Annotated in this window: 19 protein-coding genes; 12 read left to right on the top strand and 7 right to left on the bottom strand. The window is 66.5% G+C overall.

Translation table 11 applies throughout. From position 1 onward, the window contains the following. Positions 1 to 15: 15 nt before the first annotated feature. Positions 16 to 1,626 (bottom strand): tetratricopeptide repeat-containing sulfotransferase family protein, encoded by a 1,611-nt coding sequence (locus tag ACFFF7_RS12485; RefSeq protein ID WP_379481680.1) that lies wholly within the window; start codon positions 1,624 to 1,626, stop codon positions 16 to 18. Between the two features lie 74 nt (positions 1,627 to 1,700). On the opposite strand from ACFFF7_RS12485, the gene ACFFF7_RS12480 reads away from it, so the two are divergent. Further along, positions 1,701 to 3,008: an amino acid permease gene (locus tag ACFFF7_RS12480; RefSeq protein ID WP_379481679.1), complete on the top strand. Its 1,308-nt coding sequence runs from the start codon at positions 1,701 to 1,703 to the stop codon at positions 3,006 to 3,008. Here the strand turns inward: ACFFF7_RS12480 and ACFFF7_RS12475 are convergent. Both ACFFF7_RS12475 and ACFFF7_RS12470 read right to left on the bottom strand, forming a co-directional pair. Next, entirely contained in the window at positions 2,962 to 4,560 is a 1,599-nt protein-coding gene (locus tag ACFFF7_RS12475) for a phytoene desaturase family protein (RefSeq protein WP_379481678.1), read from the bottom strand. The genes ACFFF7_RS12480 and ACFFF7_RS12475 overlap by 47 nt on opposite strands. A gap of 116 nt (positions 4,561 to 4,676) precedes the next feature. Continuing rightward, complete coding sequence (locus tag ACFFF7_RS12470; RefSeq protein ID WP_379481677.1) at positions 4,677 to 5,858, bottom strand: aromatic ring-hydroxylating oxygenase subunit alpha; 1,182 nt, start codon at positions 5,856 to 5,858, stop codon at positions 4,677 to 4,679. A gap of 62 nt (positions 5,859 to 5,920) precedes the next feature. Here ACFFF7_RS12470 and ACFFF7_RS12465 point away from each other — a divergent pair, with 62 nt between their 5' ends. Continuing rightward, a complete protein-coding gene (locus tag ACFFF7_RS12465) occupies positions 5,921 to 6,517 on the top strand; it encodes a TetR family transcriptional regulator C-terminal domain-containing protein (protein ID WP_379481676.1) in 597 nt (198 codons plus the stop codon). Here the strand turns inward: ACFFF7_RS12465 and ACFFF7_RS12460 are convergent. Then, on the bottom strand, positions 6,506 to 7,912 hold the full coding sequence (locus ACFFF7_RS12460; protein ID WP_379481675.1) for a M20/M25/M40 family metallo-hydrolase: 1,407 nt from the start codon (positions 7,910 to 7,912) through the stop codon (positions 6,506 to 6,508). The genes ACFFF7_RS12465 and ACFFF7_RS12460 overlap by 12 nt on opposite strands. A 121-nt stretch (positions 7,913 to 8,033) precedes the next feature. Between ACFFF7_RS12460 and ACFFF7_RS12455 the strand changes: the two genes are divergently transcribed. The 7 genes from ACFFF7_RS12455 (at position 8,034) to ACFFF7_RS12425 (ending at position 19,171) form a co-directional block, all read left to right on the top strand. Then, positions 8,034 to 10,409, top strand: a complete 2,376-nt coding sequence (locus ACFFF7_RS12455) for a putative bifunctional diguanylate cyclase/phosphodiesterase (RefSeq protein ID WP_379481674.1) — start codon at positions 8,034 to 8,036, stop codon at positions 10,407 to 10,409. 106 nt (positions 10,410 to 10,515) lie between these two features. Further along, positions 10,516 to 11,955: a glucose-6-phosphate dehydrogenase gene (gene zwf, locus ACFFF7_RS12450; RefSeq protein WP_379481673.1), complete on the top strand. Its 1,440-nt coding sequence runs from the start codon at positions 10,516 to 10,518 to the stop codon at positions 11,953 to 11,955. Next, on the top strand, positions 11,948 to 13,762 hold the full coding sequence (edd, locus tag ACFFF7_RS12445) for a phosphogluconate dehydratase (RefSeq protein ID WP_379481672.1): 1,815 nt from the start codon (positions 11,948 to 11,950) through the stop codon (positions 13,760 to 13,762). Before zwf ends, edd begins: the two co-directional genes overlap by 8 nt. Further along, positions 13,759 to 14,736 carry a glucokinase gene (locus ACFFF7_RS12440; protein WP_379481671.1) on the top strand — a complete coding sequence of 326 codons (978 nt, stop codon included), beginning with the start codon at positions 13,759 to 13,761 and terminating at the stop codon, positions 14,734 to 14,736. The genes edd and ACFFF7_RS12440 overlap by 4 nt, the downstream gene beginning before the upstream one ends. Then, positions 14,733 to 15,347 (top strand): bifunctional 4-hydroxy-2-oxoglutarate aldolase/2-dehydro-3-deoxy-phosphogluconate aldolase, encoded by a 615-nt coding sequence (gene eda / locus ACFFF7_RS12435; RefSeq protein ID WP_379481670.1) that lies wholly within the window; start codon positions 14,733 to 14,735, stop codon positions 15,345 to 15,347. The genes ACFFF7_RS12440 and eda overlap by 4 nt, the downstream gene beginning before the upstream one ends. Next, positions 15,344 to 18,115, top strand: a complete 2,772-nt coding sequence (locus ACFFF7_RS12430) for a phosphoenolpyruvate carboxylase (protein WP_379481669.1) — start codon at positions 15,344 to 15,346, stop codon at positions 18,113 to 18,115. The genes eda and ACFFF7_RS12430 overlap by 4 nt, the downstream gene beginning before the upstream one ends. Before the next feature lie 729 nt (positions 18,116 to 18,844). Beyond that, positions 18,845 to 19,171 carry a GIY-YIG nuclease family protein gene (locus ACFFF7_RS12425; RefSeq protein ID WP_379481668.1) on the top strand — a complete coding sequence of 109 codons (327 nt, stop codon included), beginning with the start codon at positions 18,845 to 18,847 and terminating at the stop codon, positions 19,169 to 19,171. Between the two features lie 44 nt (positions 19,172 to 19,215). Here ACFFF7_RS12425 and ACFFF7_RS12420 read toward each other — a convergent pair whose 3' ends face one another. After that, complete coding sequence (locus tag ACFFF7_RS12420; protein WP_379481667.1) at positions 19,216 to 20,337, bottom strand: phospholipase D-like domain-containing protein; 1,122 nt, start codon at positions 20,335 to 20,337, stop codon at positions 19,216 to 19,218. Between the two features lie 127 nt (positions 20,338 to 20,464). On the opposite strand from ACFFF7_RS12420, the gene ACFFF7_RS12415 reads away from it, so the two are divergent. After that, positions 20,465 to 21,148: a L,D-transpeptidase family protein gene (locus tag ACFFF7_RS12415; protein ID WP_379481666.1), complete on the top strand. Its 684-nt coding sequence runs from the start codon at positions 20,465 to 20,467 to the stop codon at positions 21,146 to 21,148. Positions 21,149 to 21,152: 4 nt separating this feature from the next. On the opposite strand, the gene ACFFF7_RS12410 is transcribed toward ACFFF7_RS12415, so the two are convergent. After that, a complete protein-coding gene (locus ACFFF7_RS12410) occupies positions 21,153 to 21,935 on the bottom strand; it encodes an SDR family oxidoreductase (protein WP_379481665.1) in 783 nt (260 codons plus the stop codon). 101 nt (positions 21,936 to 22,036) lie between these two features. Between ACFFF7_RS12410 and ACFFF7_RS12405 the strand changes: the two genes are divergently transcribed. Continuing rightward, positions 22,037 to 23,080 carry an NAD(P)-dependent alcohol dehydrogenase gene (locus ACFFF7_RS12405; RefSeq protein ID WP_379481664.1) on the top strand — a complete coding sequence of 348 codons (1,044 nt, stop codon included), beginning with the start codon at positions 22,037 to 22,039 and terminating at the stop codon, positions 23,078 to 23,080. Next, positions 23,077 to 23,730, top strand: a complete 654-nt coding sequence (locus ACFFF7_RS12400; protein ID WP_379481663.1) for a 2-hydroxychromene-2-carboxylate isomerase — start codon at positions 23,077 to 23,079, stop codon at positions 23,728 to 23,730. The genes ACFFF7_RS12405 and ACFFF7_RS12400 overlap by 4 nt, the downstream gene beginning before the upstream one ends. On the opposite strand, the gene tilS is transcribed toward ACFFF7_RS12400, so the two are convergent. Further along, positions 23,727 to 24,602: a tRNA lysidine(34) synthetase TilS gene (gene tilS / locus ACFFF7_RS12395; protein ID WP_379481662.1), complete on the bottom strand. Its 876-nt coding sequence runs from the start codon at positions 24,600 to 24,602 to the stop codon at positions 23,727 to 23,729. The genes ACFFF7_RS12400 and tilS overlap by 4 nt on opposite strands. Positions 24,603 to 24,672 lie beyond the last annotated feature (70 nt).

Below are 24,672 nucleotides of genomic sequence, written 5' to 3'. Positions count from 1 at the left end.
TATTGCGTTGCACAATTACCACGCGGGCGGCGCATCCGGGTAATGTTCGAGCGCTGGTCCCAAGGCGCCGCGCAGCGGATCCAGCCACCGATCGTAGGGCTTCCACGCCTCGGTCCCGTCGCGGTAAATCGGCTGGCGTACCTGTTCCGAACTCGGCGTGCGCACCGCGCGTTCGGTCTGGTGAAAGGCGAGGCAGGCGTCCTCGAACGGCAACCCGCAATAGTCGAGCAAGGCGCGCACTTCAGCCTCGGTATCGTCGACCATCCGCTCATAGATCACGCGGTGGACCCGTCCGGGCAGGACCCGGTCGACGTGCGCCATCAGCCGGACATAGTCGGCATAATAGCGTCCCATGTCCTCCAGATCGTAGCTGAAGGTCTGACCCCGCGCGAAGTGCTGCTTGAAGTTGGAAAAGCAGCAGCCGAGCGGATGGCGCCGTGCATCGATGATCCGTGCGTTCGGCAGGATCAGGTGGATCAGCGGGACGTGGACCCAGTTGTTGGGCAGCTTGTCGATATAGAACGGCCGGCCGGTCTTGCGGTGGATGCGGGTGCGCTGGAGGAATTCCTCACCCAGCGCGCGCAAGTCGCCGCCGGACAGCTGGGCGACGCCTTCCGGATAGGGCCGCTGGCGCTTGGCCAGGGCGGGCATGTCGGGCAACTCCATCGTGCCCTCGACCTGGCTGTGGCTGGCAAGGATCTGTTCGACCAGGGTCGATCCGGCGCGCGGCATGCCCAGGATGAAGATCGGGTCCGGGGCATCGCAGCCCTGTCCAGCGCGGCGTTCGAAGACGTCCGGGGTATAGAGCGTGATCGAGCGATCGACGTGGCGGCTGACCTCCTGGGCTTCGTAGTCGATCTGCGTGCGGCGCAGGGCATTGCCCGCGGCATAATGGGCGAAGGACGCATCGGCCTGACCCCGGTCTTCCAGCGCCTTACCCAGCGTAAAGTCGAGGTGGAAGCGGTCATCGTCGGGCAGGTCGGGTGCTGTCAGCGCCGCTTCCATGGCCGCAATGTCGGCATCGCTGAAGCGATAGGTCTTCAGATTGGCCAGGCTCCACCAGGCTTCACCCAGGGTCGGCATGATCTCGATCGCACGGCGATAGGCGGCGATACCTTCGTCGAGCTGCCCGACGGTCTTGAGCACGTGACCATAGCTCATCCACACCCGCGGCTGGTTCGGCACGCGCTTCAGCACCTCGGCATAGACCCCCAGCGCATCGTCGAAATCGCCCAGCCGGCTGAGCGAGGCGGCCTTGAGATTGCCGACCCCGGCATTGTCAGGCTCTTCAGCGATCACTTGGTCAAGCTCGGCGATCGCTTCGAGCGGGCGATTCTGGCGGTAGAGCACCAGCGCCAGGTTGGCCCGCGCCGCAGTGAAGGCGGGCGACAGCTCCAGCGCGCGGCGCAGCAGGGTCTCGGCGTCCTTGTTGCGCCCGATCCGTCCGGCCAGTTCCGCGAACAGGCGGATCGCGGCAACATCGAAGGGATCCTCCTTCAGATGCGCGCGCAGCAGCGGTTCGGCCTTGGGCAGGTCGTTGTCGTTCATCGCCATCGCCGCTGCGATCAGGCGGGGATGATACTGGCCGAGCCGGGACAGCCATGAGGATTGGGTTTGCGCAAACATTGCCGTGCAACAAACATGGTGACGCCGCGCAATCAAGCGATAGGTTGCGACCATCACCGACGGGGGAGACGGCAATGACCGGCAGCGGCGCACGCAAACTGGGGTTCTGGGCACTGCTCGCCCTGGTCGTGGGCAACATGATCGGCTCGGGCATCTACCTGCTCCCGGCAACATTGGCACCACTCGGCTGGAACCAGGCGATCGGCTGGATCGTGACGCTGGGCGGCGCGCTGTGCCTGGCCGCGGTCTTCGCCGGTCTGTCCGCCCGTATCCCTCGCGCCGGTGGTCCCTATGCCTACGCCGATGCCGCCTTCGGGCCGGTGGCGGGCTATACCGCTGCGTGGTCGTACTGGGTGATGACCTGGGTCGGCAACGGCGCCATCGCCATCGCCGTGGTCAGCAACCTCAGCCTGATCTTCCCGGCCATCGGCACGACCCCGTTCCTTCCCGCGGCCATCGCGGTCGCCTGTGTGTGGCTGCTGACCCTGGTTAACCTGCGCGGCGTGCGCGCCGCGGGCCGGGTCCAGGAAGTGACCACCGTGCTCAAGGTCCTGCCGCTGCTCGCGCTGGTCGCTCTCGCCGCATGGTTCTTCCTCAGCGGCGCGCCCCGCGCCCCCGATCCCGGCATTGCGCTGACATCCGGCACCATCGCCACCGCGGCGGGGCTGACGTTCTGGGGCTTCCTTGGTCTCGAATCGGCGACTGTGCCGGCCGACAAGGTCGAGAACGCCGAACGCAACGTGCCCCGCGCGACCATGATCGGGGTGGCGCTGACCGGGGTCATCTACCTCGGCATCTCGATGGCCTTCGCGCTCTACATGCCGGCGGCCGAGGCTGCGGCATCGCCGGCCCCGGTGGCGGACTTCCTGGGCAAGACCTTCGGCCTGGGGATCGCCGTGGTCGTGGCCCTGTTCGCCGCGATCAGCGCCTTCGGGGCACTCAACGGCTGGATCCTGGTCCAGGGTGAAATGCCCTGGGCAATGGCCAAGGGCGGGGTCTTTCCGGCCTGGTTCGCCCGTGAAAACGCCAGCGGCACCCCGGTCCGCGGTCACCTGGTATCCAGCGGTCTGCTGACCGTCATCGTCCTGGTCAATTCGCAGAAGGGCATGGGCAAGCTGTTCGAATTCGTCGGCTCGGTCAGCATATCCGCCGGCCTGGTCGCCTACCTGCTCAGCGCACTGGCTGCGCTTCGGCTGGTAAAGGGCAGTCCGACGATTACCGTCTATGCTGTAATCGCTGCTGCCTTCACCCTGTGGGCCGAATGGGGTCTGGGACTGGAAGCCAACCTTTATGGTGCGCTGCTGATCCTTGCCGGACTGGCGCTCTACCCCTTTGTCAGGAGCGCAGGATCTTCCGCAGCACCGGCCGGTCAGCCAGGATAGCCGCCGCCGCGTTGTGCCCCGGCGCGCCGGTCACCCCGCCGCCGGGATGGGTTCCCGCGCCGCACATGTAGAGCCCCTTGATCGGCCCGCGATAGTCGCCGTGGCCCAGCACCGGGCGCGCCGCCCACAGCTGGTCGATCCCCATCGAACCGTGCATGATGTCGCCGCCGATCAGCCCGAACTTGCGTTCCAGATCGAGCGGCGAGTGGATTTGCGTCGCGATCACGCTCTTCTTGAAGTTCGGCGCATGGTCGTTGACCGTGTCGATGATCATGTCCGCCACAGCCTCGCGGTGGGTGTCCCAATCGACCTTGGGATCGAACTGCTGGCAGAACAGGCTGGCGACGTGCTGTCCCGGGGGGGCAAGACTGTCGTCCACGGTCGAGGGGATCTTGATCTCGACGATCGGCTTCTTCGACCAGCCGTGCTGCTGGGCATCGATGAAGGCCTGGTCCATGTAATCCATACCTGGAGCGATGATGATCCCGGCGGTGTGATGCTCGGCCTGCTGCTTGCCGGGCAGCACGGTGAACGAGGGCAGCTCGGACAGCGCAACGTTCATCCGGAAGGTGCCCGAACAGGTCTTGAAGCCCTTGATCCGGCGCTTGAAATCGTCATCGAGGTCGCTCTGGTCGACGAGCTGGCGATAAAGCAGCGCCGGGCCGGCGTTGGACGCAACGATCGATGCAGCGATTTCCTCGCCGCTTTCCAGCTTCACGCCGGTCACCTTCTTGCCGTCGACCAGCACCTGCGCCACCGGAGCTTCCAGGCTGATCTCAACCCCGGCGTCCTCGCAGGCCCGGGCCATGGCCTGGGTGATCGCGCCCATCCCGCCGACCGAGTGACCCCAGGCGCCCAGCTTACCGTTCACTTCGCCGAAGACGTGATGGAGCAGGACATAGGCGCTGCCCGGCGTGGAAACCCCGGCATAGTTGCCGACCACCGCATCGAAGGCGAAGGCCGACTGGACGCAGTCGTTCTCGAACCAGCCGTCAAGGAATTGGCGCGCCGACTTGGTGAAGATGTCGAGCAGGTCGCGCTGGACCGCAATGTCCATCTTGGCCATCGGCCAACCCTGCTTGGCCGCCGCGATCAGCGACGAAATGCCGCCGCCGACATTGGGCGGGATCTGCAGGGACAGGTCGCGCAGCACGTTGGCGACCTTTTCCAGCGCCGCGTCATAGGCGGGATAGGCCGCCGCGTCCTTCTGCGAAAAGCGCGCGAACTCCGCCTCGGTCCGGCCCGGCGCGCCGCCCAGCTTGAGGTAGTCGTTCTCGAACGGGAAGAAGTTGCTGATCGTCCGTTCGATCACACGGTAACCGTAATCGTGCAGCCGCATGTCGGCGATGACCTTGGGGCGCAGCAGACTGACGGTATAGCTGGCGGTCGAATTGCGGAAACCGGGATGGAACTCCTCGGTCACCGCCGCCCCGCCGACAATGTGGCGGCGCTCCAATACCCGCACCCGCATTCCCGCCTTGGCAAGGTAGAAGGCACAGGTCAGGCCGTTGTGGCCCCCGCCGATGATCAGCGCGTCATAGGTCTTGGTCATGGGCGGTTCGTCTCGCTTGGAAGTTCACAATATTGACAGGGTGGCGGAAATTAAAAAGTGGCCGATTCCCGCCGGATCGCGAAAGATGACAGCGGCTGGACAAGTAGGAAAATCAATTACCGCGCCGACCATCCCGGCGGCGGGGCAAATGGCAGGCGCGCTTCGGGGATCAGCGTGCGGATCTTCTTGGCAAAGCTGCGCAAGCAAACCTCGCTTTCCGCCAGCGGGCCGACGCCATAGCTCTTGCTGGCCATGCCCTGCTGGACCCGGCTGATCAGCCAGGTATCCTCGGCATTGACCACGCGGTTGATCCGCCAGTTGGCATAGCGCACCAGCTTCATCTCGCGGCGCGAATCCGGCAGGCAATAGGCCACTTCGCGCAGCAGGCACTCGGTGGCGCTGACCGGCAGCCACTGCATGAAATCGATCTGGTCGGCGTAGATGTCGAAGGCCATGTTGGGCCACAGTTTGTAATACAGCCAGCGCCCGTGGACCTCGTCGGACAGGTGTTCGACCCTCGGCATATGCGCCGAATAGAACCGTTCCCAGAAATTCTGCCGCCCGCTCTTTTCGACATCGCCATAGAGCCGGTCGGCCCAGCCGTGCGCCTCGATCCGGTAACTCTTGCCGACAAGGCGCGTCAGCCCGTCGTGCGCCACCGGGATGTGCAGGTTGTCCGAATAATTGTCGCCGACGTTCTTCCAGTTGACGTCGCGCGGGCGCAGCCGGACATCGCCCATCGGCTGCATTTCAGCCAGGCGATAGGGGGCAATCTCGTCCTCGAACGGGGCCATCATTTCGCCGACTGACGGAAAACCGCCGTCTTCCAGCCGGACAAAGACAAAGCCGTGCCAGACCTCGACCGCGACCGCGACCAGGCCGTTTTCTTCCAGCTTCAGCGCCGGATACTCGCGGCGGTTGGGCACCCCGGTCAGCCGCCCGTCGGTTTCATAGACCCAGGCGTGATAGGGGCAGACCAGCTTTTTCGTGCAGCCCGACGGCCCTTCGACTAGCCGCATCGCGCGGTGGCGGCAGACGTTGGTGAAAGCGCGGACCGCGCCGTCGTCGCCGCGGATCACCACCACGCTTTCGCCGCAATAATCGATCGTGCGGTAATCGCCGGGCGCGGCCACTTCGCTGACATGGCAGACTATCTGCCAGCTTGGGCGGAAAATCCGCTCCAGTTCCAGCGCGTGGAATTCGGGATCGGAATAGATCCAGCCCGGCAGGCTGAAATCGGCATCGGGATCGGCCACACTGCCGGCGATCTGCGCCATGACGTTTTCGACCTTACCCATTGCTGCGGTCCGACTCTCCAAGCTTGTTGGACATTCGTACAACAAGTGCTAGGCCTGCGCAAGTGAGCGCCAGACCCGCCTTTAGCCGCGCCGAACCGGATACCCGCCGGCTCAGCCTGATCGCGGCCGCAGCCAGAGTGCTGGCGCGCGAGGGAGTCGCGGGAACCAGCGTGCGCGCGATTGCGCTTGAGGCAGGCGTCTCGCCGGGGCTGGTCGGCCACTACTTTGCCGGGATCGATGCGCTGGTCGCGGAAACCTATGCCCACGTCGAAGCCCAGGTGGCGGAAGCGATCGATCAGGCGCTGGAACAGGCCGGGCGCGATCCGCGGGTCAGGCTCGATGCGTTCGTCACCGCCAGCTTTGCCGCGCCGGTGGCCAGCGGCGAACTGCTCGCCACGTGGATCGCTTTCTGGAGCCTGGTCCGCTCGCGCCCGGAGATCGCCCGCCAGCACGACGAGCAATATGCCGCCTTCCGCGCGCGGCTGGAAAGCCTGCTCGGCGAATGCGGCCTGGCCCCGGCCCGCCGCCGCCACGCCGCGATCGCCATCACCGCGCTGATCGACGGGCTGTGGCTGGAGCTGTGCCTTTCGCCCCAGGCCTTCAGCGCCGCCGAAGCGGGCGCGATCGCCCGCGCCGCGCTCGACGCCTTATTGCGCTAGGTCGGTGAACAGGCTGGCATAATAGGTCAGCGCCGGGCGGGTGTTGCGCAGCGCGATCCGCTCGTTCAGCCCGTGGGCGAAATCGTCCGAATCCTTGCTGAACACCGGACTGGCGCCATAGCTGGGGACACCCAGCGCGCGGTACCACATCGAATCCGATGCGCCCGAGGCCTGCGACGGGAAGATCGGCGTGTTCGGCCAGGCCTTGCCCAGCGCCTTGTTCACCGCCGCGATGAAGTCGGGCCGCAGCGGCGATGCGGGGGACGAAATCGAATCCTCGCCCGAAATGGCGGTGACCTTCAGACCCGGCACGGCGGCGATCTTTTCCAGCTGGGCGCGGATTTCCTCGCGGCTATGGCCGGGGAAGACGCGGCAGTTGATATTGGCGGTGGCGCGCTGGGGCAGCGCGTTCTGGGCATGGCCGCCGGTGATCATCGTCGGCACGCAGGTGGTGCCGACCTTGCCGACATAGGCAGGGTTGGCACGCAGCGTTTCCAGCGCCGCAGCGTCGCCCGGATTGGTGGCGAAGGCGCGCATCGCCGCGGCCAGCGCCGGGTTGCTTTCGAACTGTGCGGCCTTTTCGAAATAGGCCTTGGTCAGCGGGCTTTGTTCGGCAGGAAAGCGGTAGTTGCCGATCCGCTCAAGCGCCTGGGCCAGCTGGACGATGGCATTGTCCGGGCGCGGGGCGGAACTGTGCCCGCCGGGATTGGTCATTTCCAGCTGATAGTCGTCATAGGTCTTCTCGGCGCCCTGCCAGGTCCAGTACACCGGCTTGCCGCTGGCTTCGTCGAAGGTGCCGCCGCCACCATCGATGTTGATGACCATTTCGGCGCCCTTCAGCCGCTCGGCGATCAGCCGGCTGGTCTTCATCGTGGTTTCCTCGTCGCCCGAGAACTGCAGCACGATCGTCCGGCGCGGCTTGTAGCCGGCCTGGCGCAGCGCAATCAGCGTCGACGTGGCCAGCGCGGCGTCATATTTCATGTCGCTCGCCCCGCGGCCAAACAGATAGCCATTCTCAACTATCGGAGTGAAGGGATTGCGGGTCCAGTCCTTGGGATCGGCCTCGACAACGTCGAGGTGGCCTGAAATGACCAGCGGTTTCAGCCTGAGATCGCTGCCCGCCCAGGTCGAGATCAGGTAGGCGGTATCATCGACCGGGACGATTTCGATTTCGCTGCCCTGCCAGCCCGCCGCCGTCAGTGCGGTGGCGACGGCCCTCAGCGCGTCCGGGGTGCGATTGTCCGGCCCCCTGACCGAGCGAATCGCGATCAGCTGTTTGGATAGATCGAGCACCTGCGCTTCGGCGCGGGATAGATCGATGGCTGGCGTCTTGGCTGCCGCAGGCACGCCAGACACGGCAGCAACGGCGCAAATCAGGGAAATCGCGGGGCGCATCAATCGTACTCCTATGGGGCCTGGGCGCAGGGGCGCAGACCAGGCCAAAGCTACCTTAGCGAAGCATTTACCTGTCGCCATTAGTTCGTTCTCATAACGAGGCAGGGGCGCACTACAAGCAATGGTCAGCAAGCAGGCAATGCTGCGCAGTGCCGTGGCCCCAGAATTGCGCGATTGGGTCGATAACCGCCTGATCAGCGCCCATATCCGCATCGTCAAGCCGATGGTTGCCGCCACCGTGCTCAATGCCGTGGTGGTCATTGCCGCGCTGGTCGGCCAGGTCGGCTGGCCGCACCTGTGCCTCTATGCGTTCTCCTCGCTTGGTGCCGCACTGCACCGGGTCTGGCTGGCCGCCGGCATCGCCCGCGGTCGGCGCCAGAAGCGCCCGCAGAAGATCATGCACGCGTTCTTTCTCAACAGCCTGTGGCTCGGGCTGACGCTGGGCATCTTGCTGGCCTTGTGGTTTCCGGTCGTATCGCCCGATGCCCAGATCCTGCTGACGATTGCCGCCACCACGCAGATCGCCTCCGCCGCCTACACCGTGCGCACCCTGCCCGCTTCGGCAACGGTCTATGTTGCCGCTCAGGCGCTGGGTCTGGTCATCGCTCTGGCGCGAATCGCCACCCCGACTGCGCTGGCCGGGCTGGCCATCCTGATGCTGTCCAGCGCTCTGCTGATCCGCATGGCCCGGACCGCCCGCGACCTGTTCGTCACGCGGATCCTGTCCGACCGCGATCTTGCCGCCAGCGCCCGTACCGTGAAGCTGCTGCTGAGCGAGTATGAGGAAAGCGGGTCCGACCTGCTGTTCGAGCTGGACCGGCAGGGCAACCTGGTCGGCGTGTCGCAGCGCTTTGCCGCGGCCTTGGGCCAACCGGCCGATGCGCTGGAAGGGACTGCGTTCCAGACCCTCTTCGCCGCCAGCGAGCAGCAAGCGGCCCTGGCCGATCTGCTGGACCGCCGCGCCCGGATCAGCGATCTGGTGCTCGCCTGCTCAACCTCTGGTGAGGAGGCCCGCTGGTGGTCGGTCACCGGCCGCCCGTGCTTCCAGGTCGAAGGTGATCGGGCTGCGTTCCGCGGCGTCATTACCGACGTCACAACCCAGCGCCTTGCCGAAAGCCGCGCCCAGCGCATGGCCAATTTCGATACGTTGACCGGCCTGCCCAATCGCGCCCGCTTCGATGCGGCGCTGGCGGACATCCTGGATGGACGCAGCGCAGGTGAGCAGATTGCCGTCGTAATGGTCGACGTCGATCACTTCAAGGAAGTCAACGACGTCCATGGCCACCCGATCGGCGATGCATTGCTGCGCACCCTGGCCGATGCGATGGCGGCCTGGATCGGCGAAAGCGGCCTGGGCGGCAACTCGCCCTTGCTGGCGCGGCTGGGCGGCGACGAATTCGCGATCGTGGTGGCCGGGCACGATGCCTGCGATCACGCGGTGCGCTTGGCCGATCTGCTGGGCGAACAGCTGTTCGCGCCCCTGCCTGTCGACGGCCACGAAATCGCCACTTCCCTGTCGATCGGCATCGCGCTGGCACCGTTCCACACCGACCAGAAGGCGCAGCTGCTGTCCTATGCGGGCATTGCCCTCCACGCCGCCAAGCAGGGAGGCAGGGCGATGTGGGAAATGTTCGAGCCGGGCATGGATACGGTGCTGCACGAACGCCACGCCCTGTCGCGCGATCTGCGTCATGCGGTGACCCGCGGTGAACTGCGGCTGTTCATCCAGCCGCTGGTCGACATCACCAGCGAAGCCAAAACAGGCTATGAGGCGCTGCTGCGCTGGCAGCACCCCACCCGCGGGCTGGTCGCGCCCGACCAGTTCATCCCGCTGGCCGAAGAGACCGGCCTGATCGTGCCGATCGGCGAATGGGTGATCCGCCAGGCCCTGGCCGAAGCGGCGACCTGGCAGAACGGCGAAACGATCGCGATCAACCTCTCGGCGGTGCAGATCGGCAGTCCCGGCCTGCTGCCGGTGATCGTCAATGCGCTGGCCGAAACCGGGCTGGAACCGGCACGGGTGGAATTCGAGATCACCGAGAGCGTGCTGCTGCACAATTCGGCGGCCAATATCGAAGTGCTCAACAACCTGCACAAACTGGGCGTGAAGATCGCGCTCGACGATTTCGGCACGGGCTATGCCTCGCTGACCTATCTGCTGACCTTCCCGTTCGACAAGATCAAGATCGACCGCCGCTTCGTCTCCGAGCTCGCCACGCGCGAGGAATCGCGGGCGATCGTTGGCGCGGTCATTGCCTTGGCCAACCAGCTGGGCATGTGCACCCTGGCCGAAGGGGTGGAAGAGCCCGAACAGCTTGCGACCCTGCGACAGCACGGCTGCCGCATGGTCCAGGGCTGGCTGTTCGGCAAGGCGCTGCCGTTCGAGGACTATCACCCCCGGCGCATCGCGGCCGCGCCGGTCGATCCGCCCTTGCGGCTGCCGCCGGCGCGCAAACGACTCCAGTCACAGACGTATTCACGCCGGGCACGCGCCTGAAAGAGCCTGAATTGCTTTGCGCCGGACTGGCGCACCCCCGCCCCTGCTGCTAACCCGGACCCATCCGGGATTGCGTGCGATCTCCCGGATTTCGGGAGTATTGACGATGAGCTTTACCGCGGACCGGCTGTTGCTGTTCGGCGCCACCGGCGACCTTGCCCAGCGGATGCTGCTGCCCTCGCTGTGCGCGCTGCACGATGACAAGCTGATCGCTCCCGAACTGCGCATTATCGGCACCGCGCGGTCGGACTACGACGATGACAGCTATCGCAATTTCGCGCGCGAGGCGCTGGACAAGTACCTGCCCGACTTTCGCAAGGGCGCAATCGACAGCTTCCTGCCGCGGCTGTCGTACCAGGCGCTCGACGCCACCGATGCGAGCCACTTCACCGACCTGTCGGATGAGATCGGCACGATCGACAAGGGCATGGCGATCTTCCTGTCGACCGCGCCCAGTCTGTTCGAGCCGACCATTGCCGGGCTGACCCAGGCCGGCCTCACCGGCGACAAGGTCCGCATCGGCCTCGAAAAGCCGCTGGGCACCGACTTGCAGTCGAGCCGCGAGATCAACGATGCCGTGTCCAGCGCCTTCAGCGAGGACCGGATTTTCCGCATCGATCACTACCTCGGCAAGGAAACCGTCCAGAACCTGCTGGCATTGCGCTTTGCCAACATCCTGTTCGAACCGCTGTGGAACGCGGCGCATATCGATCACGTTCAGATCACCATCGCCGAAACCGTCGGGCTGGAAAGCCGGGTCGGTTATTACGACGGCGCCGGGGCGCTGCGCGACATGGTCCAGAACCACATGCTCCAGCTCCTCGCGCTGGTCGCAATGGAGCCGCCGTCAAGTTATGACGCCACCGCGATCCGCGACGAAAAGGTCAAGGTGCTGCGCGCGCTGCGGGCGATCCACCCGTCGGAAACGGTCACGGGGCAGTACCGCAAGGGCGCAATCGATGGCCAGCCGGTGCCGGGTTATGACGATGAACTGGGCAAGGATTCGGACACCGAAACCTTCGTCGCGATCAAGGCCCATGTCGACAACTGGCGCTGGAAGGGCGTGCCGTTCTACCTGCGCACCGGCAAGCGGCTGCCCGAACGCAAGACCGAGATCGTCATCAACTTCCGCTGCATCCCGCATTCGATCTTTGCCGCGCGCGGGGCCAAGACCCAGCCTAATGCGCTGGTCATCGGCATCCAGCCCGAAGAGAACATCCAGTTGCAATTGATGGCCAAGGTGCCGGGGCTGGACCGCGACGGGATCCGCCTGCGCCAGGTGCCGCTCGACATCGCCATGCTCGATGCCTTTGCCGGACCGAAAAAGCGCATTGCTTATGAACGGCTGCTGCTCGACCTGATCGAGGGCGACCAGACCCTGTTCGTCCGCCGCGACGAGGTTGAGGCGCAGTGGACCTGGATCGACGGGATCCGCGCCAACTGGGCCGAGCACAACCACAAGCCCAAGACCTATTCGGCCGGCAATTGGGGCCCATCCGCGGCGATTGCCCTGGCCGAGCGCGACGGGGTGACCTGGCATGACTAAGCTTCATCCCGTTGTCGAACGCGTCACCCAGCGGATCATCGACAAGTCGCAGGACAGCCGCCGCCGCTATCTCGACCTGATCGACCGCGAGGCCCAGCGATTTCCCGGGCGCGGGGCGCTATCGTGCTCCAACCTGGCCCACGGTTTTGCCGCGGCCGAAGGCGACAAGCCGGCGCTTGCCAAGGGCCACGCCCCCAACCTGGCGATCGTTACCGCCTATAACGACATGCTGTCGGCGCATCAGCCCTATGCCCGCTATCCCGAGGCGATGAAGCTCTATGCCCGTGAGGTCGGCGCGACGGCGCAGGTCGCGGGCGGGGTTCCGGCGATGTGCGACGGGGTCACCCAGGGCCAGGACGGCATGGAGCTGTCGCTGTTCAGCCGCGATGCCATTGCGCTTTCGACCACGATTGCAATGAGCCATGCGATGTTCGACGGCATGGCCCTGCTCGGCATCTGCGACAAGATCGTCCCCGGTCTGGTGATCGGCGCGCTGCGTTTCGGCCATCTGCCGGCGATCTTCGTGCCTTCCGGGCCGATGCCCTCTGGCCTGGCCAACCGCGAAAAGCAGAAGGTCCGCCAGCTCTATGCCGAGGGCAAGGCGACCCGCGACGACCTCCTCGCCAGCGAAAGCGCCAGCTATCATTCGCCCGGCACCTGCACCTTCTATGGCACCGCCAATTCCAATCAGATGATGATGGAAATGATGGGGCTGCACGTGCCGGGGGCCAGCTTCATTCCGCCGAATACCCCGCTGCGTTCGGCACTGACGCGGTCCGCGGTGCACCGCCTGACACAGATCGGCCGCGAAAGCGCGGACTATCGTCCGATGGGCCGGGTGGTCGATGAGAAAGCGATCGTCAACGCGGTGGTCGGGCTGCTCGCCACCGGGGGATCGACCAACCATGCGATCCACATTCCGGCCATGGCGCGGGCCGCCGGGATCCGCATCGACTGGCAGGACATCGACGAACTGAGCGCCGTCGTGCCGCTGGTCGCCCGGGTCTATCCCAACGGCGCGGGCGACGTGAATCACTTCCATGCTGCCGGCGGTATGGGCTTCGTCGTGCGCGAACTGCTGGGTGCCGGGCTGGCCCACGGCGACGTCCTGACCGTGGCCCAGGGCGGCATGGCCGCCTATGCGCAGGAGCCGCACCTCGACGGCGATACGCTCGCCTGGCACCCAGCCCCGGCGCAAAGCGGCGACGATGCGATGTTGCGCCCGGTTGCCAGCGCTTTCCTGCCCGACGGCGGGATGCGGCTGGTCAAGGGCAATCTGGGCCGCGCCACCTTCAAGACCAGCGCGGTCGATGCCAGTCGCTGGACGATCGAGGCACCGTGCCGGGTGTTCCAAACCCAGGAAGACGTCCAGGCCGCGTTCAAGGCGGGCGAGCTCAATCGCGATGTGATCGTCGTGGTCCGCTTCCAGGGCCCGCGCGCCAACGGCATGCCCGAACTGCACAAACTGACCCCGCCGCTGGGCGTGCTCCAGGACAAGGGCTTCAAGGTTGCGCTGGTTACCGACGGGCGGATGAGCGGCGCCTCGGGCAAGGTTCCCGCGGCGATCCACGTCACCCCCGAAGCGCTCAACGGCGGCGCGCTGGCGCTGCTGCGCGACGGCGATGTGATCCGCCTGTGCGGCCATGACGGGGTGCTGCAGGTCAAAGCCGACCTCTCGGATCGCCAGCCCGCCCCCGCCCCCCGCGCCGAGATGGGCATGGGACGCGAACTGTTCGCAATGCTGCGCAACCACGCCGACGGCGCCGAAGAGGGCGGATCGGCCATGCTGGCGGAGGCCGGACTATGAGCACCGAACTCGTCGCCGTCGACATCGGCGGAACCCACGCCCGCTTTGCCCTTGCCACGATCGGCGATGACGGCAGCATCACCCTGGGCGAGCCGTCGACCCAGCACACCAAGGACCACGCCAGCTTCCAGACCGCGTGGGAGGATTTCGCCCGCCAGCTCGGACGCGATCTGCCCCGCGCCACCGCCATCGCCGTGGCCGGGCCGGTCGGCGGCGAAGTGATCCGCTTCACCAACAACCCGTGGATCATCCGCCCGGCGCTGATCGGCGAGAAGCTGGGGGTCGACCGCTTTACCCTGGTCAACGATTTCGGCGCGGTCGGTCATGCCGTGGCGCGCGCCGGGGCGGACCATTTCATCCACCTGGCCGGACCGGACGTGCCGCTGCCCGGCGAGGGCACGATCAGCATCGTCGGCCCCGGCACCGGGCTGGGCGTGGCGCATATCTGGCGCGACGGCGTGGGCGGCTACCGCGTCCAGGCGACCGAGGGCGGGCACATCGAATTCGCCGCGCTCGATTCGATCGAGGACGCCATCCTTGCCCGGCTGCGCCAGCGCCACATCCGCGTTTCGGCCGAGCGGGTGGTCTCCGGCCCCGGGCTGATCGACATTTACGAGGCGCTGGCGGCAATGGAAGGCCGCGCGATCCAGCAGGTCGACGACAAGACCCTGTGGACGCTGGGGACCAGCGGGGAAGACAGCCTGGCCGCCGCCGCGGTCGACCGCTTCTGCCTCTCGCTTGGCAGCTTTGCTGGCGACATTGCGCTGGCCCAGGGCGCGGCCGGGGTGGTCATTGCCGGGGGGCTGGGGCTGCGGATCAAGGATACCCTGCTCAAGTCCGGCTTCGCCAGCCGGTTCAAGGCCAAGGGCCGCTTCGAAGGGCTGATGGCCGAATTGCCGGTCCGCCTGATTACCCATCCGCAGCCGGGCCTGTTTGGCGCCGCGGCCGCCTTTGCCAAGGAGCACGCCGCGTGAGCCCCATCGAAACGATCATGCGCATGGCCCCGGTCATTCCGGTGCTGGTGATCGAGGACGTCGCCCATGCCCGCCCGATCGCCGAGGCCCTGGTCAAGGGCGGGCTGCCGGTTCTCGAAGTCACCCTGCGCACCGCCGGCGCGCTCGAGGTGATCCGCGAGATGAAGCAGGTCGAAGGCGCGGTGGTCGGCGCCGGGACTGTGCTCAACCCCCATGCGCTGGAAGACGCGTTGGAAGCAGGGAGCGAGTTCATCGTCTCGCCCGGGCTGACAGATCCCCTGGCCAAGGCGGCGATCGCCGCCGGGGTGCCGTTCCTGCCCGGAACGGCGACCTCGTCGGACATCATGCGCGGGCTCGACCTCGGGCTCGACCGCTTCAAGTTCTTTCCGGCCGAGGCAAATGGCGGGATCCCGGCGCTGAAGGCCATCGCCGCGCCGTTCGGCTCGGTGCGGTTCTGCCCGACCGGCGGGATCACCGCCGCCACCGCGCCCGACTGGTTGGCGCTCGACGCGGTGCTGTGCTGCGGCGGGTCGTGGCTTGTACCAAAGGGACCGCCTGACGTCGCCGCGATCGAGGCGGCAGCGCGCGCCGCGGCGGCGCTGGCGCGATGAGCTTCCACGCCCGGCTCGACGCGCGGCTGCAGGCGCTGCACGTCCAGACGGCGGAAACCCCGCTGTTCAACCCGGTGTTCCAGCTCGGACTGGAACTGTCGCGCGAGCTGGAAAGCGGCAAGCTCGACCTGGCCGCCGTCGAGGGCCTGCTGGCCGAGCTGGAGTGCGAAGGCCTGGTCGCCCGCGCCGCGCGGCTGCACCGGCTGGTCGAACCGCTACCGATTGCCGAAAACGAGGCGCGCCTGGCCGCGCTGACCCAGGCCGAGAGCTTTGCCGCCTTCGCCGCGCGCTGGCAGCGCCCCCTGGTCCATGTGGTCTTCACCGCGCACCCGACCTTCCTGTTGACCCAGCGCCAGTCCGAAGCGGTTGCGGCGGCCGCCTCCTCGGGTGAGATCGGCGCGCAGACCGCCTGCGTTGCCCCGCATGCACGCGATGCAATCACGCTGGATAGCGAACACGCCGCGGCGATGGCGGCGATTGCCCGCGCCCAGGCGGCGCGCGACCGGATCAACGCGCTGCTGCTGGCCCAGGCGCGGCAGCAATGGCCGGACGACTGGCGCGCCCTCGCCCCGATGCCGGTGCGCTTCGCCAGCTGGGTCGGCTATGACATGGACGGGCGCACCGACATTTCGTGGGCAACCTCGCTGCGCTACCGCCTGTCGGAGAAGGCCGAGCGGCTCGAAAGCTATGCCGCCCAGCTGCGCGGTTTCGCCCCCGAACAGTCCGCCGCGCTGGCCCGCGCCGCCGCCCGCGCCGCGGAAATGGCCGCGCTGTTCGCGCAGGACCTGTCCGATCCCGCCACACTGTCCGCCGCCGCCGATACCCTGACCGCCGAACATCCCGACAAGCTGACCAGCCTGTCCGCGGTGATCAGCGAACTCGATGCCGAAGCGGCCCATGCCGACGACGCCACCGCGCAAGTGTTGCTGGTGGTCGCCGCGGCAATGCGCGCCGACGGGCTGGGGATGGGCTGGATCCATTTCCGGGTGAACGCCAGCCAGCTGCAGAACGCGATCCGCCGCCGCATCGATCCCGAAGGCAAGCTCGATCTGGCCAGCCAGGCCGCGCTGGTACGGATGCGCGAGCTGCTGGCCGAGGCCACGGCGCTGCGGACCAATTTCGCCGCGCTGGCGATCGAGAACAGCACTGCTGTGCGCCAGTTCCTGGCGATGGCGCAGATCCTCCACCATGTGGACAGCGACGCCCCGATCCGGATGCTGGTGGCCGAGTGCGAGCAGCCGACCACGGTGCTCGCCGCGCTGTACTTCGCGCGGCTGTTCGGGATCGCCGACAAGGTCGACGTCTCGCCGCTGTTCGAAACCGAGACCGCGCTCGAACACGGCGGCCGCTTCCTCGACGCGCTGCTCGCCGAGGAGGCCTACCGCGACTATGCCCGCACCCGCGGCCGGGTCGCGGTGCAGACCGGGTTTTCCGATGCCGGGCGCTTCGTCGGGCAGATCCCCGCCGCGCTCGCCATCGAACGCCTGCAGGGCCGGCTGTCCGAAGCCATGGCCGCCAACGGCCTGAGCGACGTCGCCGCGCTGGTGTTCAACACCCACGGCGAATCGATGGGCCGCGGCGCGCATCCCTCCTCGTTCGCCGACCGGGTCGAATGGCCGCTTTCCCCCTGGGCGCGGCGGCGGTTCGCCCGCGCCGGAATCCGGCTGGAGCCCGAAGTCAGCTTCCAGGGCGGCGACGGCTACCTGTTCTTCGGCACCCCCGAACTGGCGCTGGCCACCTTGACCCGCTTCGCCGAGGCCGCCCCGGCCCAGACCGATCCCGAAGCGCCGACCGATCCGTTCTATCGCCGCACCGACCTCTCCCTCGATTTCTACCGCGCAATCCGCCGTTTCCAGGCCGCGCAGCTGACCAGCCGGACCTATCCCCGCGCGGTTACCGCCTTTGGCCTGGGCCTGCTCAACGACACCGGCAGCCGCAAGAGCCGCCGCCAGAGCGACCTTGCCGCCGACCGCGAGATGAGCCTGCGCCAGATCCGCGCGATCCCGCACAACGCGGTGCTCCAGCAGCTCGGCTACCCGGTCAACGTGATCGGCGGGTTCGGCACCGCAGCCGACGGCAATTACGAGGCGCTGGCCGCGCTGCTGCGCGAATCCGCGCGCGGACGCCAGCTGGTCCGCCTGGTCCGTGCCGCCAATGCACTTGCCTCCATCAAGACCGTCGCCGCTTTCGGCGAGCTGTTCAACTCGGCCTACTGGTCAAGCCGGCCCTACCGCGGCGACGAGGACGGGATCGCCGACGCCTGCCTCGCGCTGGCCGAATACCTCACCACCGATGACCGCACGGGCGTGTTCCGCCGGATGGCCAGCCGGCTCAGGGTGGACGCGCTCAAACTCCACCGCCTGCTCGACCTGATCCCCGACGAGGCGCCCTTGGTCGAGCGCGAGCACACCCGCCGCATGCTCGGCGTGCTCCAGGCGCTGCGTCTCGCGCTGTTCCAGCACATGTTCATCAAAGCCGTGTCGGTCCCCGCCTTCAGCCGCGCCAACGACATCAGCCGCGACGACGTGCTGGAAATGGTCTTCACCCTGCGCATCGACGAAGCCCTCGCCCAGCTGCGCCGCGCCTTCCCGGTTCACTTCCCCGGCATCGCCGACTTCACCGTCCACGAACCGAGCGACTACCCCGACGAAGCCGCAGTCGGCTATGGCGCGATCCACACCGACTTCATCGAACCGATCGAACGCGCGCAGGCGCTGTCATTGCGGATAACGACGGCGATCGCGAATGTGTTCGGGGCGCATGGGTGAGGGTCTAGCCGTTTCGTTGCTAGAAGTTGCTAATGACAGTCGAGATTTCAACTTGCGTCATAACAACTGGCGTGTTTCTTGATACGCATGAAATCGACGACCCATCGACATGGATGTGTTTTATTTCTTGCGCTTCTTGTCGCAGTATTCCTGATGATAATCGGACCAATCGAGTGGGGAATGCGCTATCGGAGCTGGTCGCAGCTTACGAAGGAGAAGCTCGTCAAATCTGCCAACTCGTACATGGCGAATCGCGCACTTGGCAACGACGCCTGTATCTTCGCTGTCGAATGCCACCATGGTCGCGCTTCGCTGAGGCTCATCAAGTCTATGGATGAGTGGGACTTCGAGAGAACCAAGAAAATTGTATGGGATCGGAAGTTCAAGAGTGTCTGCCAAGGCCGAACTGCAAACTTCGCCTTGGAGGTGGCAAGGGACAATCCGCGAAGCAAACAGACTTTTGATGGCAACAGACGGGCAGTATGGTCATTCTACAATGACCGTTTTGTCCCCAGTAGAACTAGAATGAGTTATTCAGCATTCAGCGAGATTGAAGCGGAGCCATGTCTCACTAAATTTGCGATTACAACACGCCCCCGCTGAATCTGCTCACCCTCCCCGGTGGGAAGTGGTTGTGCTCTGAGCTCCTATCCAAAGTCCTTCCCGTCGCCCCGTGCTTGACACGGGGCTTCGCTTTTCTTGTCGCCCGGCGCTTGCCATAACGCACGCATGGAAAAGGTTGGCTGGGTCTACATCATGGCGAACCGCTATCGCGGCGGGATGTATGTCGGGGTCACTTCCGATCTGGTCCGGCGAGTTTACCAGCATCGCGAAGGTGAAGGCTCGATCCATGTCGCGGACTTTGGCAAGCGGCGGCTGGTCTATGCCGAGCGGCACGAGGAGATCGAACCGGCGATCGCGCGCGAAAAGCTGGTTAAGAAGTGGCGGCGGGAGTGGAAGTTTGCGCTGATCGAGGCGGATAATCCGGGCTGGAACGATCTGTGGGAGGCGTGGTTTCCGGCGGATGGGGTATTGCCAGCGGGCGACGAAGGGTAGCCAAGCCCCGTGTCAAGCACGGGGCGACGATGTTGGTGTGATGGCTAGGTCGTGGGCCAATCGATCGCCCGCACCGGCCCGTGACGCAGCCTTGCCAATGCCGCATCAGCGAACTCCAGTGCCAGTCTCCCGCGCAGTTTGCGCCAGGCCGGGATCCGCAGGTCGGCCGCAGGCACGGCCTGCGCGCGCGCCGGGGCCAAAATCTCGCGGTCGAAGCTCGCGATCAGCGCCGGGTCGCGGATCACCGCCACATAGTCGCTGCTGGTGCGGTAGCTGGCGAAGTTGAAGTTGCTCGATCCCAGCAGCAGCACCTCGCCGTCGATTAGCAGCGCCTTGGCGTGGGTCATGTCGGGGAGCAGGCGCAGCGCGACCCCGGCGGGTTCGGCCACGCCGATCAGGTAATCGCGCACCACCGGCTTGTTGCTCGCCGCCGAGGTGTAGATCGTCGCCCGCGCCCCGGCCCTCGCCGCGGCCGCGAAGGCGCCGACGAAGGGCATGGTCGGATAGGCGCTGATCATCTCGACCGTATGCTTTGCTCCCTCCACCGCGGCCAGCAGCGGGGCAAAGTGGTCGGCATTGCGTGTGCGGTCGCCGTCGAGCGAGATCAGGTCGAAGTCGCCGAAATTCTGCCGCGCCGCCAGGGGCTGCCCGGCCCAGTCGGCATCGAAATCGGCGACGAGCCAGTCGGCGCTGTCCGCGCCTTCGATCCGCAGCATCAGATCGTGCCAGGCGAAGTTGTGGTCGGAAAAGTTGATCCCGCCGATATAGGCGACGTCATCGAGCACCAGCAGCTTCTTGTGGTTGCGCAAGGGGTAGCGCAGCGGCTGGCCGAGCACCGGGTTGGTGATCCGCACGCCCACCCCGCGCCGCGCCATATCGCCGAACATCGCCAGCGTATCTGCCGCTTCCTGCTTCACCGCCGCAGGACGGAAGGGCAGCGGCAGCATTGTGTCGTTGATGACGTTGCGGGTGTAATCGTCAACCAGCACGCGGCGGTCGATTGCGGTCGCGGCGAGCACGGCATCGGCGACCGAGCGCCCTGCCGCGTCGGCCTCGAAGGTCATCGCCTGGACCAGCACGCGGCGCTGGGCGGCGGCCATGTCGACCCTGGCCCGGTCCCAGAAACGGTCGGCCCCGACCAGCAGTTCGAAACGCGGTGTCGTCATCGCGCGGTCCGTGGCAGGCAGTCCGCGGAAAGGCAAGGCGGCGGGCAGCGTTAACCTTTACCGGCCAGGCAGTCCCGGCCCGGAACGGCGCTGACGCCGCGCTGGCCTTGGCCCGCACCTTGGCCCTATGGCAGGCTGGAACGACGACCCGGGCAAGGACACCATGGCGCTGCGAAGGACATCAACTGCATTCCTGATTGGCGCAATCGCGCTGGCGGCAGTGCTGCTCGGCTATCTGGCGATCGAGCCGCTGACCCGGACCAAGGCGGCTGCAGTGCCGCCTTCGGGCAAGGGCGCCTTCGCCGTTGCAGGTCCGTCCGCCTCCGGCAAACCCGCCGCGCCGCGCGACGAGGCCTTCGTGATCAAGCGCATCCTGCCGATCAGCGGGCCGATCAAGTACGGCGAATGGCACTGGGACGACAAGGGCGTGCCGGAAGGGCCGCTGGTGGTGACGGTCGACCTCGACGCACGGGTGCTCTCGGTATTCCGCGGCGGCTATGAGATCGGCGCGACCGCAGTGCTGCTCGGCACCAGCGAAAAGCCGACGCCGCTCGGCGTGTTCCCGGTCAAGTGGAAGGACAAGGATCACTACTCCTCGACCTATGACAACGCGCCGATGCCATACACCATGAACCTTACCGCCGACGGGGTTTCGATCCACGGCACCAAGGTCGAAAAGGGCTATGCCAGCCACGGCTGCATCGGCGTGCCCAACAGCTTCGGCGCCAAACTGTTCGCCCTCGCCCCGGTGGGAACCAAGGTCTACATCACCAAGGGCAAGATGGTGGGCAAGGGTGACAGCTTGATTTGAATGCCTACCGCGGCGCCATGCGGATCGCGCCGTCGAGCCGGATGCACTGCCCGTTGAAATAGCTGTTGCGCGCCAGTTCTAGCGCGAGGGAGCCGAATTCCTCGGGCTTGCCCAGCCGCTTGGGGAACGGAACTGAAGCGGCCAGGCTTTCCAATACCTGCGGCTTGGCACCCAGCATCAGCGGGGTGGCGAAGATCCCCGGCATGATCGAATTGACCCGGATACCGACGTCCGACAGGTCGCGCGCCATCGGCAGGACCAGGCCGTTGACCCCGGCCTTGGCCGAGCCATATATGATCTGGCCGATCTGCCCGTCCTGCGCCGCGACCGAGGCGGTCAGCGTGATGCAGCCGCGCTCGCCGTCCTCAAGCGGCTTAAGGCTGGCCATCCCTTCGGCCGAGAGCGAGGCGATGCGGTAGGAGGCGACCAGGATGCCCTGAACGCCGTAGATGTAATCCTCGGTCGACAGGCGCTTCAGCTTGCCCGCCTCCTTGTCCCAGGCCAGCGTCTTGCCGCGGCGGCTGGTCATCGCGCAGTGCACGGTGATGCGTTCCTGGCCATGGGCGGCGCGCGCCTTGGCAAAGCCATCGATCACCGATTGTTCGTCGGTGATGTCGACCTTGCAGAATAGCCCCCCGATCGCCTTCGCTACCGCCACGCCCTTGTCTTCGTTGACGTCGAAGATCGCGACCTTGATCCCGGCCGCGGCAAAGGCCTCCGCCGTCGCTTGGCCCAGACCCGATGCGCCGCCGGTGACGACCGCGGCGGTGGTGGAATCGATCCGCATGGCTTGCTCTCCCGCAAATTTAATCGTTCGATTAATGGCGCGGGCATTGACCTTGGGCAAGCACAATTCCAGCATGGCCCCAACGGACACAGGAGATGGTCATGACTGCAACGGCTGCATGGGGCGCGACTGCCCCGGATTCGGGCTTGAACCCCTTGACCATCGACCGCCGCGACTTGCGCGACGAGGACGTGGCGATCGACATCGCCTATTGCGGAGTGTGCCATTCGGACCTGCACGTCGCCCGCAACGACTGGGGCCGCAGCAGCTATCCCTTCGTCCCCGGGCACGAAATCGTCGGCACGGTCCGCGCGGTGGGCGCAGGCGTGACAAGGTTCAAGGCGGGCGATCGGGTCGCGATCGGCACCGTGGTCGATAGCTGCCGGCACTGCGATGCCTGCGAGGACGGCGAGGAAAACTATTGCCGCGAAGGGGTGACCGGCACCTACAACGCCAAGGACCGGATCGACGGCACCCCGACCTATGGCGGCTACTCCGCCGGGATCGTTGTGGCCGAGCCTTACGTGCTGCGCCTGCCCGACAGCCTCGACATGGCCGCCGCCGCACCGCTGCTCTGCGCCGGGATCACCACCTATAGCCCGCTCAAGAACTGGAAGGTTGGCCCGGGCAGCAAGGTCGGGGTGATCGGCCTGGGCGGGCTGGGCCACATGGGGGCCAAGTTTGCCAAGGCGCTGGGCGCCGAAGTAACGATGATCACCACCTCGGCCCACAAGGGCGACGATGCGATGAAACTGGGCGCGGACCACGTTCTGCTTTCAACCGACCGGGCGGCGATGAAGGCGGCGGGGCGCAGTTTCGACTTCCTGCTCGATACCGTGCCGGTCAAGCACGACGTGACGCCATACCTGATGCTGCTCGACCGCAAGGGTGTGCTGTGCCTGGTCGGGATGATCGACATGATGGAAAGCTTTCATTCCGGCCTGCTGCTCGGCGGGCAGAAGGCGGTGGCTGGATCGGGCGTCGGCGGGATCGCCCAGACCCAGGAAATGCTCGATTTCTGCGCCGACAAGGGCATCGTCTCGGAGATCGAGATGATCCGCATGGACGAGATCAACCATGCCTGGGAGCGCATGGAAAAGGCCGATGTGAAGTACCGCTTCGTGATCGACATGGCCTCGCTGTGACGCACACGGTCGATCTGTTCTGGAGCTTTCGCAGCCCCTATTCGTACCTTATCGTACCGCGCCTGATCGACCTGGAACGCGACTGGGATGCGGAGGTCAGGGTCCGCCCGGTGCTGCCGATCGCGGTGCGCCAGCCCGAATTCTTCGCCCACGCCGACCCGCTGTGGACCAGCTACCTGATGCGCGACTGCGTGCGCAGCGCCGAATTTGCCGGCATGACCCTGCGCTGGCCGCGGCCCGATCCGGTGGTGATGGACTTCCCCACGCGGACCTATCCCAGGGAGCAGCCGCACATCCATCGCCTGACCCGGCTGGGCGTGCTGGCCAGCGAGCGGGGTTTCGGGCTGGCGCTGCTGCGCGAAGTCAGCCAGCTGATCTGGTCGGGCGCGGTCGACGGCTGGGACCAGGGCGATCACCTGGCCCGCGCGGTCGCCCGCGCCGGCGGCGACCTGGCCGAGATGGACGCGGTGCAGGCGGCCGAGGCCGAGCGGCTCGACGCGGCGATCAAGGCCAACGAGGCCGACCAGCGCCTTGGCGGGCACTACGGCGTGCCGCTGATGGTCTATGCGGGAGAACCGTTCTTCGGGCAGGACCGCTATGACCAGCTCGTCTGGCGGATGCAGCAAAATGGGATGGCTCAGCGCGCTTAACCGCGCCGCGCCGGTGCCTTGGTGAAGCTCCACCCCTCGGGCAAGGCGCGCGCCACCAGTCCGCCGATCGAAGCCGGTTGACGCGCCACCAGGCTGCCAAACAGGCGGGCGACGGCGCTGCCGCGCGGGGGCGTTCCGTCGAGTTCGGTAACAATCCGGGCCAGCACCCTGAGCGCGACAGCCTTGGGAGCCTGCGGGCGATAGGTCAGCCCCATCGGCGCCTTGACCACGCATTCGCGCCACTCACGCTGCGCCGCCCAGTCGAGCGCGGCGTCGGCGTCTGCGAGATGCGCCGCGCTGGCAGCAAGAGCTGGCATGTCGAGCCAGTCCGCCTCTGCCAGCGCCTTGCGCAGCCGGGCGCGATCAAACCGGTCGTCGCTGTTGGAAGGGTCCTGAACCGGGTCGATCCCCGCAGCGGCAACAACGCTGGCCAATTCGGCGCGCCGCCAACCAAGCAAGGGCCGAAGCAGCAGCAGTCCCGTGTCAGGCACAGTACCTTTGGCACGCACGCCGGCCAGTCCGGCAACGCCGCTGCCTCGGTTCAGCCGCAGCAACAACGTCTCGGCCTGATCGTCGGCATGGTGCGCGGTCAGCAGCGCGGCCAGACTTTCGCACGCCATCCAGTCGGCCAGCGCGGCATAGCGTGCCACGCGCGCCTCGGCTTGCAGGTTGCCGGGTTCGAGCAAGACCTTGAGCGTCGCGTGCGGAACCGCAAGATCGGCACAGAGCGCGGCGACCATCGCGGCTTCAGCGGCGCTTTCGCGGCGCAGGCCGTGATCCACCGTTGCCGCAGCAACCTGTCCGGGAAAGGCCGCATGGGCCAGCAGCAGCAGCGCCAGACTGTCCGGCCCGCCCGACACCGCCAGCGCCAATCGCCCCCCGCCCGGCCACAGCGCGGCCAGGTCGGCGGCGAAGCGCGCGGTCAGTTCGGGAGCGGGCGCC

Source organism: Novosphingobium aquiterrae, from assembly GCF_042434435.1.
Lineage (GTDB): Bacteria > Pseudomonadota > Alphaproteobacteria > Sphingomonadales > Sphingomonadaceae > Novosphingobium > Novosphingobium aquiterrae.
Note: the sequence above shows the minus strand (reverse complement) of the source record. Positions and strands in the feature narration are given on the sequence as shown.

What these genes read in the sequence shown, in the direction of transcription:
- zwf (WP_379481673.1), top strand. Translation starts at nt 10,516, where the DNA reads ATGAGCTTTACCGCGGACCGGCTGTTGCTGTTCGGCGCCACCGGCGAC.
- ACFFF7_RS12485 (WP_379481680.1), bottom strand. Translation starts at nt 1,626, where the DNA reads ATGTTTGCGCAAACCCAATCCTCATGGCTGTCCCGGCTCGGCCAGTAT.
- ACFFF7_RS12405 (WP_379481664.1), top strand. Translation starts at nt 22,037, where the DNA reads ATGACTGCAACGGCTGCATGGGGCGCGACTGCCCCGGATTCGGGCTTG.
- ACFFF7_RS12480 (WP_379481679.1), top strand. Translation starts at nt 1,701, where the DNA reads ATGACCGGCAGCGGCGCACGCAAACTGGGGTTCTGGGCACTGCTCGCC.
- ACFFF7_RS12470 (WP_379481677.1), bottom strand. Translation starts at nt 5,858, where the DNA reads ATGGGTAAGGTCGAAAACGTCATGGCGCAGATCGCCGGCAGTGTGGCC.
- ACFFF7_RS12475 (WP_379481678.1), bottom strand. Translation starts at nt 4,560, where the DNA reads ATGACCAAGACCTATGACGCGCTGATCATCGGCGGGGGCCACAACGGC.
- ACFFF7_RS12420 (WP_379481667.1), bottom strand. Translation starts at nt 20,337, where the DNA reads ATGACGACACCGCGTTTCGAACTGCTGGTCGGGGCCGACCGTTTCTGG.
- ACFFF7_RS12430 (WP_379481669.1), top strand. Translation starts at nt 15,344, where the DNA reads ATGAGCTTCCACGCCCGGCTCGACGCGCGGCTGCAGGCGCTGCACGTC.
- edd (WP_379481672.1), top strand. Translation starts at nt 11,948, where the DNA reads ATGACTAAGCTTCATCCCGTTGTCGAACGCGTCACCCAGCGGATCATC.
- ACFFF7_RS12410 (WP_379481665.1), bottom strand. Translation starts at nt 21,935, where the DNA reads ATGCGGATCGATTCCACCACCGCCGCGGTCGTCACCGGCGGCGCATCG.
- ACFFF7_RS12455 (WP_379481674.1), top strand. Translation starts at nt 8,034, where the DNA reads ATGGTCAGCAAGCAGGCAATGCTGCGCAGTGCCGTGGCCCCAGAATTG.
- ACFFF7_RS12440 (WP_379481671.1), top strand. Translation starts at nt 13,759, where the DNA reads ATGAGCACCGAACTCGTCGCCGTCGACATCGGCGGAACCCACGCCCGC.
- ACFFF7_RS12415 (WP_379481666.1), top strand. Translation starts at nt 20,465, where the DNA reads ATGGCAGGCTGGAACGACGACCCGGGCAAGGACACCATGGCGCTGCGA.
- ACFFF7_RS12460 (WP_379481675.1), bottom strand. Translation starts at nt 7,912, where the DNA reads ATGCGCCCCGCGATTTCCCTGATTTGCGCCGTTGCTGCCGTGTCTGGC.
- ACFFF7_RS12425 (WP_379481668.1), top strand. Translation starts at nt 18,845, where the DNA reads ATGGAAAAGGTTGGCTGGGTCTACATCATGGCGAACCGCTATCGCGGC.